Origin of the sequence: Haloferax sp. Atlit-10N (assembly GCF_003586325.1) — an archaeon.
GTDB classification, from domain to species: Archaea; Halobacteriota; Halobacteria; order Halobacteriales; family Haloferacaceae; genus Haloferax; species Haloferax prahovense.
In genome coordinates, this window is record NZ_PSYX01000003.1 from 208,980 (window position 1) to 223,149 (window position 14,170).

Annotated in this window: 17 protein-coding genes; 5 read left to right on the plus strand and 12 right to left on the minus strand. The window is 68.0% G+C overall.

Annotated features, from left to right (window positions below; all coding sequences use genetic code 11):
* The first annotated feature begins 2 nt into the window (after window positions 1-2).
* The 4 genes from C5B91_RS11785 (at window position 3) to C5B91_RS11800 (ending at window position 3,583) form a co-directional block, all read left to right on the plus strand.
* Window positions 3-1,190 carry an ABC transporter ATP-binding protein gene (locus C5B91_RS11785; RefSeq protein WP_008095091.1) on the plus strand — a complete coding sequence of 396 codons (1,188 nt, stop codon included), beginning with the start codon at window positions 3-5 and terminating at the stop codon, window positions 1,188-1,190.
* 101 nt (window positions 1,191-1,291) lie between these two features.
* Window positions 1,292-1,495: a hypothetical protein gene (locus C5B91_RS11790; protein WP_004042869.1), complete on the plus strand. Its 204-nt coding sequence runs from the start codon at window positions 1,292-1,294 to the stop codon at window positions 1,493-1,495.
* A gap of 156 nt (window positions 1,496-1,651) precedes the next feature.
* Window positions 1,652-2,746 (plus strand): Gfo/Idh/MocA family protein, encoded by a 1,095-nt coding sequence (locus C5B91_RS11795; RefSeq protein ID WP_008095092.1) that lies wholly within the window; start codon window positions 1,652-1,654, stop codon window positions 2,744-2,746.
* A gap of 42 nt (window positions 2,747-2,788) precedes the next feature.
* Window positions 2,789-3,583: a hypothetical protein gene (locus C5B91_RS11800; protein ID WP_115819363.1), complete on the plus strand. Its 795-nt coding sequence runs from the start codon at window positions 2,789-2,791 to the stop codon at window positions 3,581-3,583.
* 60 nt (window positions 3,584-3,643) lie between these two features.
* On the opposite strand, the gene trmB is transcribed toward C5B91_RS11800, so the two are convergent.
* The gene (trmB, locus tag C5B91_RS11805) at window positions 3,644-4,705 is read right to left on the minus strand and encodes an HTH-type sugar sensing transcriptional regulator TrmB (protein ID WP_004974690.1); all 1,062 of its coding nucleotides are present in this window, start codon (window positions 4,703-4,705) and stop codon (window positions 3,644-3,646) included.
* Window positions 4,706-4,834: 129 nt separating this feature from the next.
* A complete protein-coding gene (locus C5B91_RS11810; protein WP_008095094.1) occupies window positions 4,835-5,575 on the minus strand; it encodes a proteasome assembly chaperone family protein in 741 nt (246 codons plus the stop codon).
* Window positions 5,576-5,669: 94 nt separating this feature from the next.
* Between C5B91_RS11810 and C5B91_RS11815 the strand changes: the two genes are divergently transcribed.
* Complete coding sequence (locus C5B91_RS11815) at window positions 5,670-6,824, plus strand: mechanosensitive ion channel family protein (protein ID WP_115819364.1); 1,155 nt, start codon at window positions 5,670-5,672, stop codon at window positions 6,822-6,824.
* A gap of 76 nt (window positions 6,825-6,900) precedes the next feature.
* Here the strand turns inward: C5B91_RS11815 and C5B91_RS11820 are convergent, their stop codons facing one another.
* The 10 genes from C5B91_RS11820 to hisD form a co-directional block, all read right to left on the minus strand.
* Window positions 6,901-7,308 carry a universal stress protein gene (locus C5B91_RS11820; RefSeq protein WP_004974696.1) on the minus strand — a complete coding sequence of 136 codons (408 nt, stop codon included), beginning with the start codon at window positions 7,306-7,308 and terminating at the stop codon, window positions 6,901-6,903.
* 93 nt (window positions 7,309-7,401) lie between these two features.
* Window positions 7,402-8,781: a bifunctional UDP-sugar hydrolase/5'-nucleotidase gene (locus C5B91_RS11825; RefSeq protein WP_008095096.1), complete on the minus strand. Its 1,380-nt coding sequence runs from the start codon at window positions 8,779-8,781 to the stop codon at window positions 7,402-7,404.
* Window positions 8,782-8,898: 117 nt separating this feature from the next.
* Window positions 8,899-9,111: a dodecin gene (locus C5B91_RS11830; RefSeq protein ID WP_004042852.1), complete on the minus strand. Its 213-nt coding sequence runs from the start codon at window positions 9,109-9,111 to the stop codon at window positions 8,899-8,901.
* A 104-nt stretch (window positions 9,112-9,215) separates the two neighbouring features.
* Entirely contained in the window at window positions 9,216-10,025 is an 810-nt protein-coding gene (locus C5B91_RS11835; RefSeq protein ID WP_049967806.1) for a winged helix-turn-helix domain-containing protein, read from the minus strand.
* Window positions 10,026-10,124: 99 nt separating this feature from the next.
* Window positions 10,125-10,784: a hypothetical protein gene (locus C5B91_RS11840; RefSeq protein WP_008095098.1), complete on the minus strand. Its 660-nt coding sequence runs from the start codon at window positions 10,782-10,784 to the stop codon at window positions 10,125-10,127.
* On the minus strand, window positions 10,781-11,494 hold the full coding sequence (locus C5B91_RS11845) for a hypothetical protein (protein WP_008095101.1): 714 nt from the start codon (window positions 11,492-11,494) through the stop codon (window positions 10,781-10,783). The genes C5B91_RS11840 and C5B91_RS11845 overlap by 4 nt, the downstream gene beginning before the upstream one ends.
* A gap of 56 nt (window positions 11,495-11,550) precedes the next feature.
* Window positions 11,551-11,895 carry a hypothetical protein gene (locus tag C5B91_RS11850; protein ID WP_004974708.1) on the minus strand — a complete coding sequence of 115 codons (345 nt, stop codon included), beginning with the start codon at window positions 11,893-11,895 and terminating at the stop codon, window positions 11,551-11,553.
* An 87-nt stretch (window positions 11,896-11,982) separates the two neighbouring features.
* The gene (locus C5B91_RS11855) at window positions 11,983-12,231 is read right to left on the minus strand and encodes a DUF5816 domain-containing protein (RefSeq protein WP_004974710.1); all 249 of its coding nucleotides are present in this window, start codon (window positions 12,229-12,231) and stop codon (window positions 11,983-11,985) included.
* A 39-nt stretch (window positions 12,232-12,270) separates the two neighbouring features.
* On the minus strand, window positions 12,271-12,636 hold the full coding sequence (locus tag C5B91_RS11860) for an iron-sulfur cluster assembly accessory protein (protein ID WP_008095106.1): 366 nt from the start codon (window positions 12,634-12,636) through the stop codon (window positions 12,271-12,273).
* Window positions 12,637-12,756: 120 nt separating this feature from the next.
* Window positions 12,757-14,037 (minus strand): histidinol dehydrogenase, encoded by a 1,281-nt coding sequence (hisD, locus tag C5B91_RS11865; protein ID WP_181950704.1) that lies wholly within the window; start codon window positions 14,035-14,037, stop codon window positions 12,757-12,759.
* Window positions 14,038-14,170 lie beyond the last annotated feature (133 nt).

Genomic DNA, 14,170 nt, shown 5'->3' on the forward strand with positions numbered 1-14,170 from the left:
CCATGGGAGACGTAACACTCGAACACGTAAGCAAGTACTACGACGACGTAACGGCGGTCGACGACATGAACCTCGACATCGAAGACGGAGAATTCATCTGTCTCGTCGGTCCGTCGGGGTGCGGGAAGTCGACGACCATGGAGATGATTGCGGGCCTCACCATCCCCTCCGAGGGGAAGGTGTTCATCGGCGACCGCGAGGTGACGAACCTCCCGCCGAAGGACCGCGGGGTCGCGATGGTGTTCCAGAACATCGCGCTGTTCCCCCACATGGACGTCTACGACAACATCTCCTTCGGGCTCCGCCTCCGCAACTACGACAAGGAGGAAATCGAGCGCCGCGTCGAGCGCGCCGCCGAAATCGTTCAACTCCAGGGAATGCTCGAACGCATGCCCGACGAGATGTCCGGCGGGCAGCGACAGCGCGTCGCCATCGCCCGCGCCATCGTCCGCAATCCCGGCGTCTTTCTGATGGACGAGCCGCTGGCGAACCTCGACGCGAAGCTCCGGGTCCACATGCGGACCGAACTCCAGCGCCTGCACAAGGAACTGGACACGACCATCATCTACGTCACCCACGACCAGGCGGAGGCGATGACGATGTCCGACCGCATCGCGGTCATCGACTCGGGACAGCTCCAGCAGATCGACCCGCCGCTGGTCTGTTACAACGAACCCGCGAACCTGTTCGTCGCCGGCTTCATCGGCTCGCCGTCGATGAACTTCCTCAACGGCGAGGTCACGGAAGGCGGGTTCGTCTCGACCAACATCGACGTGGAGTTCGACCCCGCGAACCTCGGCATCGAGGCGGGGACCGACGTCACGATGGGCATCCGCCCCGAGGACGTGTACCTCGTCGGCGACGAGGCGCTCGTGTCGAACCCCAGCCACAGTATCGATGCCGTGACCGACGTGCTCGAACCGATGGGCGACGAGATATTCGTCTACCTGAAGCTCTCGGAGTCGGCCGAGACGAACCTCGAAGACACGAGCGGCGTCGCCAACGACCAACTGCTGATGAGCGTCGCACCCGACACCGACATCGAGGAGGACGAGGACGTGACGGTCGTCCTCGACCGCTCGCGCGTCCACCTCTTCGACACCGAGACGGGCGAGGCCATCAGCCACGGCATCGAGACGCCCGTCCAGACGAGCGGCGCGCCCGGCACGGAAGCGGAAAGCGACGACTGACGCGCCCGTAAAACGGCTCGTGTCGGTTCGTCTCCGGTCGCCCGCTCGCAACTCGCACAGCCCGCACAACGCTTATCGGAGCCACACCACATCACACATCCATGGTCAACGAACTCGGTCTGTTCTACCTCGGCGGGATGACGGTCCTGTTTTTCTTCTGGGCCTACGGCATCGTCTCGTTCCTCCTCGACCTGAAGAACAAGTTCATCCCGAAGGGCAAGCAGTACCTCCGCGGGCGACGCCGACTCAAGGAGGAAAAGCGCCGCGAGGAAGAGCGCAAAGAGCGCGAAGAACAGCTCTACTGACGCCCAGTCTCGACCCGTGCCAGTCGCCTCGTCCCGCCTCGTCGTTCGCCTCACCCCGCGTCCCGAACGCCGTCTGACCGGGCGCTCGCGGTCGATTCTGGCAATTCAGACCAAAGAACGTGAAACTTAACACCACCTGTAGTTAATCATCGAATCATGAGTACGGAATCATCGGTCCGAGTCGGTATCGTCGGACTCGGAAACATCGGACACCACCACGCAGACCGCCTCGCCGACCTCGGCGCGACTCTCGTCGGCGGCCTCGACATCCAGGCGGACGCCCGTCGCCGCTTCGCGGAGAAGTACGACGTGAACACCTACGAGGAGAAGTCGGAGCTGTTCGGGGAGGTCGACGCGGTCATCATCACCACGCCGAACCGCTTCCACGAGGAGTACGCCGTCGCCGCGCTCGACGCGGGCCTCGACGTGCTGCTCGAAAAGCCGCTCGCGCACTCGCTCGAATCGGCCGAGCGAATCGCCGAGGCGGCCGAGGAGGCCGACGGCTTCTGCATGGTCGGCTTCAACAACCGCTTTGCCAACCCCGTCGAGGTCGTCCGCCACCACTACGAGGAGGGCCGCTTCGGCGACGTCACCCACGTCGAGGCCAACTACGTCCGCCGCCGCGGCATCCCCGGCCGCGGGTCGTGGTTCACCTCCAAGAAAGTCGCCGGCGGCGGTTCGCTCATCGACATCGGCGTCCACGCCATCGACCTCGCGCTCTACTTCCTCGACTTCCCCGAGGTCGTCGAGGTCTCCGGCGTCACCCGCTCGGAGTTCGGCGACCGCGACGACTACACCTTCGTCGAGATGTGGGGCGACGACGTCGGGCCGGAGGCGTTCGACGTGGACGACTCCGCGAGCGCCTTCATCCGCACCGAGGAGGGGACGACCATCTCCCTCGAAGTCGCGTGGGCGACGAACCGCCCGACCAACGACGAGTTCTTCCTCCGCGGCACGGAGGGCGGCGTGCGCTTCGACCGCGCGAGCCACGACCTCCAGTTCTACGAGGACGGCGTCGGCGGCGGCAACCACCTCTCGACGGCCGACGTAGAGACGCAGGACAACGACACCCACAAGACCGAACAGGAGGCGTTCCTCGCGGCCGTCGCCGAGGGCGAACACCCCGGCCGCAACACGGTCGAACAGGGGCTCGCCGTCCAGCGCGTCATCGACGCCATCTACCGCTCGTCGGAGACGGGGAAGGCGGTCCGCCTCGACGCGGTCGAGACCGAGACGCCCCCGGCGAACTGACCACCGCGAACGCGAACACCTCTCAGTCCCACTTTTCACACCATGTCCGTCATCGACTCACTCAAGCGCCCGGAACACACCGGCGAGAACCGCTGTCTCCCGTGTACCGCCGTCAACGTCGCGCTGGTCGTCCTCATCGGCCTCGCGGTCAGCGTGCTCTCGCCGCTGGTCGGTTTCGTCGTCCTCGTCGGCGGCGCGCTCGCGGTGTACCTGCGGGGCTACGTCGTCCCCGGCACGCCCTCGTTCGCGCCCCGAGTCGTCTCTGCGCTCGGTCTCGCCGGCTACTTCGACCACGGCGTCGACGCCCCCGACCGCCGGTCGGAGTCGCTCGACGCCAACGTCGACCCCGACGTGATGCTCTCGACGCTCCTGAACGCCGGGGTGCTCGTCGAGGAGGAAGACGGCCTGTTCCTCGCCGACGACGCCCGCGAGGAGTGGGAGTCGACGATGGCGACGCTCCGGAAGACCACGGACGAGGAACTCGCCGAGGCAGTCGGCAACGCGGTCCCGTTCGAGGCGACCGTCGACGCCGAGTTCGGAGGCATCTCGCTAGACGGCCCCTCGATGTCCGTGTGGATTTCCCGGCCGCAGGCCATCGCGGACGTGGCGACGCTCTACACGGTCGTCGAGCGCGGCGTCGACCCGATGGTCGCGCTCGCGGCCACGGAACCGATGCGGATGTTCACCGAGGTCTGTCCGGACTGCGGCGGCGCGGTCGAGGAGACGACGACGCGCAACTGCTGCGGCGGCACCGCGGGGCTGTACGACTCGCCGGAACACGAGGTCCTCGGCTGTGCGGACTGCGGCGCGGTCGTCTACGAGTTCCCCGACGAGTAGCCGTCGCTGGCGGGGACTAGTCGAGCGGAAAAGACGCGAGCGGAAACTGACGACGCGGCTTCAGACGATTTCGTCGCGGTTCGGAACCTCGTCGCGGCCGAGCAGAATCTCCTGTCCTTCGACGTCTTCGAGCGCGGCGACCAGCCCGCCGACCTCGACGACGCCCTCTTCGGTCTCGATGTGGAGCGACGCGACCTCCTCCGTGTCCTCGAAGGCCGTCTCGATGACGCGCCCTTCGACCACGATGGGGTCGCCGGTCTCGATGTCGCGGCCGGAGACGGAGGCGTAGAAGTCGCCTTCTATCTCGCGGATGTCCTTGACGGCCCGGCGGATGGAGGCGTAGCGGCGCGGGAACGGCCGGCGCTTGCCGTTGGCGACGATGGTCTCGGCGGTGCTCCAGAGGACGGTCCCGAAGAAGCCGCTCACGAGGAAGCCGAGCGCGGAGCGGTTGAAGATGACGCCGTAGCGGTCGCGGTCGTCGCGGAGGGCGTCTTGGGTCGCGTAGATGGAGTACTCGCCGTCGGCGACCGCGAGGACGGGCGAGGTGATGCCGCGGCGGGCGCGGGCGATGGTCGCCACGTCGAGGTAGTTGAACTCGTCCGGGTCGGGCGCGCGGGAGGCGGGCGTGACGAGCAGGTCGATGCTGACGCCGCTGTCGATGGCCGCCGCGAGGTCATCGCGGAAGCGACGAAGCAGGTCGGGCGTCAACGAGAGCACGAGTTCGTACTCCGCGGCCTCGATAATCTCCTCGATGTAGCGGAGGATGGTCGACCGCGACTTGACGAGCGAGACGGCCTCGGTGTCGCGGGCCGGGGCGGTGTAGCGCGCCTCTAACTCCTCGATGAGCTCCTCCAGCGAGGTCTTGACGTTCGCGAAGGCGTCGTCGGGATCGACTGCGACGATTTTCATCGGCCGCGACTCGCGGAGTTCGACGAGGCCGCGGTCCGACAGGCTCCGGACCGTGTCGTACACCCGCGGCTGGGGGATGCTGGTTCGGTCGGCGATTTCGCTCGCCGTCAACTGTCCGTGTTCGAGGACGGCCAGATACGCGTCTATCTCGTACTCGCCGAGGTTGAAGCGCTCACCGACTCGCTCCATGGTGAGCCGCAGTTCGTCAGCCATGGTCGTGACGTGTACGGCATCACCTAAATCATTTACTGAAATCCGAGTAGCACAAAATTCCGAAAACAAGTGGCACAAACGGTAGCAGACCGGCTGTCGGACGCTATTTGACGGCGGGCGGGTCGGCGCTCACATGTACATCCGGTCGTCGGGGAGGTCGGCCTCGCTGTCGTGGAGTCGCTCGGCGAGTTCGGCGTAGTACTGCTGGACCTCGGCCGCGAACGACTCCAGCGGCGAGGAGTCGACGCCGAGGTCGTACACCTCGTTGGCGGCGTCGACGAGTCGAATCGTCGCCTCTACGTCGGGGACTTGAGCGTGAACCGGCGTGACGTAGACGCCGACGCCGAGGGGCGACCCGATGCCGCGCTCGACGAGCGCCGCGTTGGTGCCGTCGAAGAAGCCCCGACCCATCGGAGGGATGTCGCTGTCGGCGAGTCGCGCTTCGCGGTAGTCGTCGGTGGCGATGTAGAACACGCGGTGTTCGTCGGGGCCGTGAGCCATCGGAATCCCCGAGAGGACCGCGAGTTCCTCGACTTGATTGTGCTCTGTCCACTCGAGGATGGCGTTGCCGAACTGGGTGCCGTGGACGGCCGGGACGAACAGCTCGCCGACGAGGACGGTCACGTCGAGGTCCTCGCGGGAGAACAGCCGGGTGTGATGCCGAGGGCGGCCGTTCTCGAATGGAGTCACCGCCGGGAGGCCCTCGACGGTGAGGTGGCCAGTCTGTTCGAGGTCGAGGTGGTCGACGATGAAGTCGACGGCCGTGAGACCGGCGAGTCCGAACGACGAGAAGCCGCAGAGGAGCGCTCGGCTGGGCGGCGTCTCGTGGGTGATGCGGAAGTCCGGTCCGGGCGTCGTCACGTGGTTCATGCGCTCTCTACGCCCCGGTGACACTTAGCCGTTCACCGCGACCGGAACCCTCGGAGTAACAACCCTTTTTTCACCGCTCCCCGTTGCGGTTTCCATGGACGGAGTCGAGGGGGTTGCCGACGCGTCGGATGCGGTCGGCGGGACGCTGACGGCGGGGAGTCACGTCGCGGTCGCCCCGCTCCAGTCGACGGCAATCGAGCCGCCGGCGTTCGTGCCGGACTACCTCCTGTTTCCGGGGTGGCGCATCGCCGTCGCTCTCGTTATCGTCTCCCTGGCGGTCGGGCTCTCGAAGTACATCGTCCGCCTGCTCGGACGACCGATCGCCCGGCAGTTCCGGCGGCAGAGTGTCGCCCAGACGGTCCTCCGAATCGTCCGGCTCACCATCGTCCTCCTCGGCGTCGGCCTCGGGGCGAACGTCCTCGGCCTCGAACTCGGCGACATCGTCCTCTCGGTGACGGTGTTCTCGGCGGTGCTCGGTATCGTCCTCGCCCCCATCGTCGGGAGCATCATCAACGGGGTGTTCGTCCTCTCGGACCAGCCGTTCGAAATCGGCGACATGATAGAACTCGACGACGGCACGAAGGGCTTCATCGACGAGATAACCCTGAGCTACACGAAGATATTCACCCTCGACAACACGTTTCTGGTGATGTCGAACTCGAACATCCGCGACCGCGACGTCATCAACTACTCCGCGGAGGACGAGCGGACCCGCCTGTCGCTCGACGTGCTCGTCACCTACGAGTCCGACATCGACGCCGCCCGCGACCTCGTCGAGCGCGCCGCCCGCGACTGCGACGCCGTGGTCGAAGGCGGCCCCGACATCCGCATCGGGAGCGCCCGCTACCCGGCGAAGCCGACCGCCTACATCAACTCCTACGCCGACAACGGCGTCCTCCTGCGCCTCCGATACTGGGCGCTGAAGCCGTACAAAATCGGTCGCATCCAGTCAGAGGTCCAGACGCGGCTCTGGACGCTCGTCGAGGAGTCCGAGGCGACCGTCGAGTTCGCCTACCCGCACACCCACCTCGTCTTCGACGAGACGAGCGGGAGCCTCCACGTCACCGGCGACGAGGCCGCGAACCGGAGACACGCCACCGCGTCGCCGGCACCGGGAGCGCCCGTCCAGCAGGTCTCTGACGGCGAGGGTGTCGACACCCCGGAAACCCCAACTGATGCGACCGACGCCACGGAGTCGACGGACGCCGAGTTGACGGACGCCGAGTCGACGGACACCGCCGACGACTGACGAGAAACGGCGAACACAGTCGGGACTGAGGCCGCGTCGAAAGCGGAAAAACGAATCCGAACCGAGAGTCGCCGGCTCAGTCGTCCGCGCGGACGGTGATGACCGTGCAGTCGAGCTTTTCGCGGAGGAACACGTCGATGTCGGGGTCGTCGAGGAACCGCCGGAGCATCCGCCGCCAGCGGCTCGCCTGTTTCGACCCGATAACGACGATGTCGGCCTCCTCGGCGGCGACCTCTTCGAGAATCGTCTCCTCGACGAGGAAGCCTCGGCGGACCACGTAGCGCGCGCGGACGAGCGGGCCGAACTCGGCTTCGACCGCCCGCTTGAGTTCGGTCCGCGTGACGCCGCGGTTCGACTGGTAGAGGTCGACGTGGAGGACCGTCAGCTCGGCGTCGCGCTCGCGCGCGACGCGGACGGCCTCTTCGAGCGTCGCCCGGGAGTGTTTCGAGAGGGGGTACCGAACCGGGACCACGACCCGTGTCATACTCCGAGACCACTCGCCGGGCGTGCGTGAACCTTTCCCTCTCGGTCGGCTTGGCCGGCGGACGCGCGCCCGTCTCCGGCCCTTCGACCGCGCTCAGTCGTCGGCGCGGGTGGCCGACCGGCGCTCGATGCGCCCTTCGACCGCGGCGTCGAAGCCGACCTCGCGGGCGTAGCGCGCCAGCGCGTCGTGCTGTATCTCGAACTCGCCGACGCGGTGGGCCTGCGTGATGGCCGGGAACTCCTGTGTGCTGTGGAGCAGGTAGTCGCTCGTGGCGACGGTGTAGCGCGCCTCTGGGTCGATTGGCTCGCCGCCGACGAACGCCGCGACGACCTCGTCGCGGTCGTCGTCCCAGACGATGCGCGCGCCGCTGACGTGGGCGTGCCACCAGTCCGGTTCGCCGAATCCCATCTCGGCCCCGCGGGCGGCCCCGAACGCCGCCAGTAGCTCCGTGCCGGTCACCTCGGCGACGACGAGGTGCTCCTCGAAGGGGACGAGGCTCACGAGGTCGGCGTGGGTCACCTCGGGACCGATGGGCGGGCCGGAGCGGATGCCGCCGCTGTTCTGCAGCCCCACGTCCGCACCGGTCGCCCAGCGGTAGGCGTCGGCGATGGCGTTGCCGACGCGGCACTCGCCGGCCGCGACGGTCTCCTCGGCGCGGTCCATGGGGCGGTCGATTCGACAGAGCACCTCGTCGAGGCCGGCGGCGTCGACTCGACCCGCCAGCGCCGCGACCAGCCCCTCGTCGGCCCGGTACTCGGCGGTCCGGTGGCGGACCGTCTCGATTCTGTCGGCGGCGACGCGGACCTCCCAGACGACGTGGCCGTTCGCGCCGGGGCGGACGACCGGCACGCCGTCGACCACGTCGTCGCGCTCGGCGTGGACGTGGCCCCCGAGGACGAGGTCCACGTCGCACCGGGCGACGAGTTCGTCGTCGCCGCTGCCGAGGTGCGAGAGCGCGACGACGAGGTCCGCGCCGTCGTCTCTGAGCGCGGCGGCCGCGTCGGCGGCGGCCGCGTAGGGGTCGGAGAAGCCGACGTCGGCCGCCTCCGGGTTGATAGTGCCGGTCGCGGGGTCGGTGACGCCGAAGAAGCCGAGGGTCAGCCCGTCCACCTCTCGGGTCGTTCGCGGGACGGTTCCCTCGGCGGCGGCGAACCGGCCGCCGTCCTCGCCGTGGACGTTGCTCGTGACCCACGTCGGCCGGCTCGCGGCGACGAGTTCGCGGGTCCGGCTCGGCCCGTAGTCGAAGTCGTGGTTGCCGAACGTTTCGAGGTCGGCGTCCACGGCGTCGTAGAAGTCGAGCGCCTGTCCGCCGCGCTCGACGAGCGAGAGGACGCCCGGCGCGGTGTTGTCGCCGGTGCCGACCACGAGCGTGTCGTCGCCGTCGAGGGCGCTGACGCAACCCGCGAGGCGGCCGGCGCGCTCGGTGTCGTCGAAGACGTTCTCGATGTCGGAGTAGTGGAGGAGCCGAGGCATTCGCTTCTCGAATGTGGCGGTGCGGGCGGATAAGAAGCCGTCGGGACGGCCCGCGGGCGGGCGAGACGGCGCGGAACCGGCGCGGCCGTCATCGCCTCGACCGAGTGAGCGTCGTCTCTACTCGCCGTCTTCCCCTTCGAGTTCGAACGCGACTTCGACCTCGGCTTGGTACTCTCGGGTCTCGACGGACGCGAGTTCGACGCCGAGTTCCTTTACTTCGACCCAGTGGACGCCCGCGAGCGTCTCCTCGGCGCGGTTAATCGCGTCGTCGACGGCGGCGTCGAAACTCTCTGCACTCCGACCGACAAGGGTGATTTTCTTGAACACCATCTCGTCGGACCCTTCGTCTTACTATCACAAATAATCGTCCCCGATTCGGCGGCGATGGCGGGACGAGCCGGAAGGGTGCGCGGCGGTGCGTGGCGGCGCGCGGCTCACTCGTCGGGCCGATACGGACGCGCCGTCTCGGCTCGCGCCGCGACGCGCGTTCGACCCCACGCCACGGCCGCGGAGTCGTAACTCACGACCAGCGCCTCCGGCCCGCCCATGTGGTCGTAGACGACGAGCGTGACCGACGCCGTCGTCGGTCGGTCCACGACCACGACGCCGTACGACGGGTCGCCCTCGACCGCGGACACGCGGACGCCGGCGTCGACCATGGCGTCGAGCCCGTCGGGGTACCGGTTCGAGAGCCAGTCGAGGGACTCCGCCGAGAGAACGAGCGTGGCGCTGTCACCGAGCCGCGCGAGTTGCTCGTGCGCTTCGGGCCAGATGCTGAACAGGAACGGGCCGTTGAACCCGGAGAGACTCGTCGATTCGCCGAGGTCGAACTCGAGGGGGGAGCACGCTTCCATCGCCGGGAGCTCGCCGGTGCAGACGACCGCGTCGCGGAACAGCGAGGGCGGCGGGTTGACCGATTCCGGGAGGCGGTCGAGCACGGGTTTCGCGTCGAGTACGTTCGCCATCGACCGGAGCGCCTCGTCGTGCGTCTCCAAGGCGACGCGACCCGCGCTCGTGGCGACGAAGCCGCCGTTCGACCGCTCGACGAGTCCGAGTTGAACGAGGCGCTCGACGCCGCGGTCGACGGTGGACCGAGAGACCGAGAGCGCGCGGACGAGGTCGGCCTTCGAAAGCGGCTCCGACGAGAGCGCCTGGAGGAGTCGACGGCGGCGGCCGACCGCCTCGAACGCGTCGGCCGCGTCTCCGCCCTCGTCTTCGTCCTCGTCACCAATCCAACTCGACATCGGTGTGAACATCTCAGGGCCTACACAAATGTATATCGGGACTCCGGATATTCGCCCGAAATCGGGGGGCTTGGGCAGACCGACGGCCGCCCCAATATGTCAACGAGCTGTTGATTCGAGCCGTTTCTGCAACGCGCCGACTACGTCGGAGAGGTGTGCGGTCCCCCAGATGGCGACGACGACCCCACCGACGGCGTCGAACACGAGGTCGAGGAGCGTGTCGTCGAGGCCGTACTGCGTCAGCACCGATGCGGTGCCGGCGAGCGAGGCAACCCCCGAGATAGCGAACTCGATGACCTCCCAGAAGACCCCGAACGCGAGCACGAAAAGCAGGATGAAGACGAACATGAATCGCGGTGGCAGGTAGATGTCCGCCGTGTGCTCGTCGACCGCGCGGACGGTCGCGTAGCCGGCGGCCGCGACGACCGACGACGACAGCGCGTGCGTGAGGTGGTCCCACCACCAGACGCCCGCGTAGAAACTGGTCTCCGAACCGGGGAGACCGACCGTACCCAGCGCGTGGAGGAACGCCGCCGTCGATATCCAGAGCGTCAGCCCGGCGTCCATCGGGATGCGGTAGTCGCGTTCGAGTAGCGCCGGGAGGTAGGTCACTCCGAGGCCGACGAGCGCGTTGACGACGATGCCGAGGTTCCCGCGGTCGAGGCCGATGAAGACGAGACCGACGAGGACGACCTGCATCGCCCGCGAGAGCTGGCGCTGGCGTCGCGCGTCGATGCGGAGATACGAGCGAACCCTCACGACGACTCACCGCCCTCTCTCGTGGAGTCGTCGTCAGTTTCCGCCGGACTCACGTCCTCGGCGACATCCGCCACCTCCTCGGGGAGCCGCTTGCGCGAGCCGGCCCGGCGGCGGAAGTAGTACTCGAACAGCAACCCGGCCCCGAGTCCGGCGACGGTGGCGGCGACGAAGTCCCACATCAGCCCCGCCTCGACGACGTGTTCGGGTCGGCCGTTCAACAGCAGGCGCGTCCCGAGATAGAGGTCCGAGAGCCACTGGACGACCGCCCAGACGCCGGCGGCGGCCATCGTGGCGATGACGACGAAGAAGACCGCGAACGAGTGGTTCATCCGGACCGGCGTGAACACGTCGAGTTCGACGGCGACGATGAGCGCGATGGCGGCCACCGCGAGGTACGTCGAGACGCGTCCGGAGAACGTCACGCCGCCGATGGTCTGGCCCCGAACGAGGACGCGAGCGACGAGCGGGAGCGACGCGAGCGCGACGACCTCCCACGGCAGCATCGCTCTCGGTTCGCGGAAGGCGACCGCCGGGACGACGGTGACCGCGGCGACGACGGCCGCGAACCCGCCCCAGACGAGGTCGCCGCCGGTGACGACGCTCCCGACGGCGACGGCGACGAGGAACCCCACGAACAGCCACGCGAGTACCGCGTTGAGCCGTCTACTCCGGACGAATTGCGCCAGCTCCGTCTGTGCGGCCTGCGACATGCCCGTCCGTTAGCGACGGGCTGAGAAAACGTTTGGGCGAAGACGCCCCGTTTCGATTACGTGTTCGTTCCGTGAACGACCTCGTAGTCGTTCCCACCACCGTTCGACACGCCGATGATTGCCCACTCGTATGGAAGGTCGATACCGCGAAGCCGCTCTCGAAGCGCGCTGATGTGGTCGTCCCACGTCACGAAGCAGCGGAACCGATACGGTGTCTCGGTTCCGCCGTCTGCGAGCACCGGACGGCATTCGGTCGCTTCTCGCGAACTCAGTGCGGTCACGTGGACCGTACGCCACTTGCGTTCGGCCAGCATATCGGTTCCGTCGCCCGAGACGGAGTAGCCGAGCCGGCCGAATATCGACCGAGCCTCCTGGACGGGAGGCATCGAAGCCTGGGCCATGCACGTCTACGTACACCCGCACCCCTGATAAAGATTGCCACGGTATGACATACCAATAGTTGACGAACGGTCGCGCCGGCCGCTCGACTACTCGTGAGCGGCGTCCCACTCCTCGGGCTTTCTGACGTTTCCGCAGTTGTTGCACTCGATGCGGGCCATCGTGTCCATCGCGGTGTCGAACGAGTCGCAGTTACCGCAGAGGTAGCCCCATCGGCTCTCGGCGTCCTCGGTCGAGTACACCACGTAGAACGGCCCCTTCGAGCCGCGCTCGGCCTCGTCAGTGGCGACGAAGACAGTCTTGCCGCTCGATACGGTCTGGGTCTGGAGTTCGGCCATGCCACCGATTCGCGCGGGGGTGGCTTAAGAAATTGGTCCCTACGTCCGGAACGACTCGCCGCAGCCGCAACTGCTCTCGGCGTTCGGGTTATCGACGTGGAAGCCCGCGCCCTGCAGGCCGCCCTCGAAGTCGAGGGTGGAGCCGCCGATGTAGTTCATGCTCGCGGGGTCGACGAACACCCGAAGACCGTGCTGTTCGACGACCGTGTCGTCGTCTTCCGGTTCGTTGTCGAAGCGCATCCCGTAGGACAGCCCGGCGCAACCGCCCTGCTGGACGAACAGTCGGAGGCCCGCCACGTCGGTGTCCATCGACTCCCCTTCGAGGAGGGAGACGGCTTCGTCCGCGGCCGCGGGCGTGACCGTGACCGCCACATCGCCGCCGCCACTCGCGGATTCCGTGCTCATACGCCCCACTATACTGTGGGAACGGTTAACTGTGGCGCAGGCGGAACCCGGAGCCGGCCCGGTAGGGTTCGGCTACCGGCCGCAAGTCGAGGAAAAACGAGTCGAACGAGCCGCGTTCGCTTACTCTTCGAACCGCTCGCGGACGCTCTGAGCGTGCGCGTCGAGCCCTTCGGCCTCGGCGAGCGTCGTAATCGTTCCCGAAAGCTCCGACAGTCCCTCGCGGTCGAGGCGCTGGACCGTCGTCGAGCGGACGAAGTGGTCGACAGAGAGCCCGCCCTGTCGCTTCGCGCCGCCGCCCGTCGGGAGAACGTGGTTCGTCCCGGAGGCGTAGTCGCCGGCCGCGACGGGCGTGTACGGGCCGAGGAAGACGCTCCCCGCGGAGTCGATGCGGTCCAACAGCGCCTCGTCGTCGTCGGCCTGAATCGTCAGGTGCTCGGCGGCGTACTCCTCGGCGAACAGCACCGCCTCGGACATCGACCGCGCGAGGAGGACGCCCGACGCGTCGCCTTCGAGCGCCGCCTCGATGGTCTCGGTCCGCTCGCGCTCGCCCGCCTGTCGTTCGACCTCCGCGACGACTTCCTCGGCGAGTTCGGCGTCGTCCGTGACGGCGACGACCGACGCGTTCGGGTCGTGTTCGGCCTGCGCGACGAGGTCGGCGGCGACGAACCGCGCCTCGGCGGTCTCGTCGGCGACGACGAGCACCTCGGAGGGACCGGCGAGGAAGTCGATGTCAACGTCGCCGCGGACCTCGGCCTTCGCCGCGGTGACCCACTTGTTGCCCGGCCCGACGACCTTCTGGACGGCCTTCACCGTCTCCGTGCCGTAGGCGAGCGCGGCGATGCCCTGCGCGCCGCCGACCGAGTACACCGCGTCCGCGCCCGCGACGTGCATCGCGGCGAGCGTGACGGGGTTCATCTGGTCCGCGGGCGGCGTGGCGACCGCGACGTGTTCGACCCCCGCGACCTTCGCGGGAATGACGCCCATCAGGACGCTCGAGGGGTAGGCGGCGGTGCCGCCGGGGGCGTAGACGCCGACCCGGCCGAGCGGGCGGTACCGACGCCCGAGTTCGCGGGTGCCGGCGTCGCCGAACTCCTCGCGCCAGTCCTCGGGGACCTGTTTTTCGTGGAACTCGCGGACGTTCGCCGCGGCGGCCTCGATGGCCTCGCGCACGTCGTCGTCGATTTCGTCGTAGGCGCGCTCGGCGGCGTCGGTCACGTCGATATTACCGACCTGAACGCCGTCGAACTCGCTTGAGAACTCACGGACCGCCACGTCCCCCTCGCGGTGGACGCGCTCGACGATGTCGCGCACGTCGGAGCGAACCTCGCCGACGCCGGCGTCCCGCTCGAAGAAGGCGCGGCGGGCGTCGGTGCCGAGGTCGGCCAGTTCGCGAACCTCGATGTTCATACCTCGGCTTTGCGGCCGGCGCGAAAAGTCGTTGCGGAAGCGGTGGGCGGCGCCCGCGCCTCGCGCCGCGGCCTCGCGCGACTTACGGAAGTACGAGGAGAAAGCCCCGTGCTTTAGCGCGGGGATG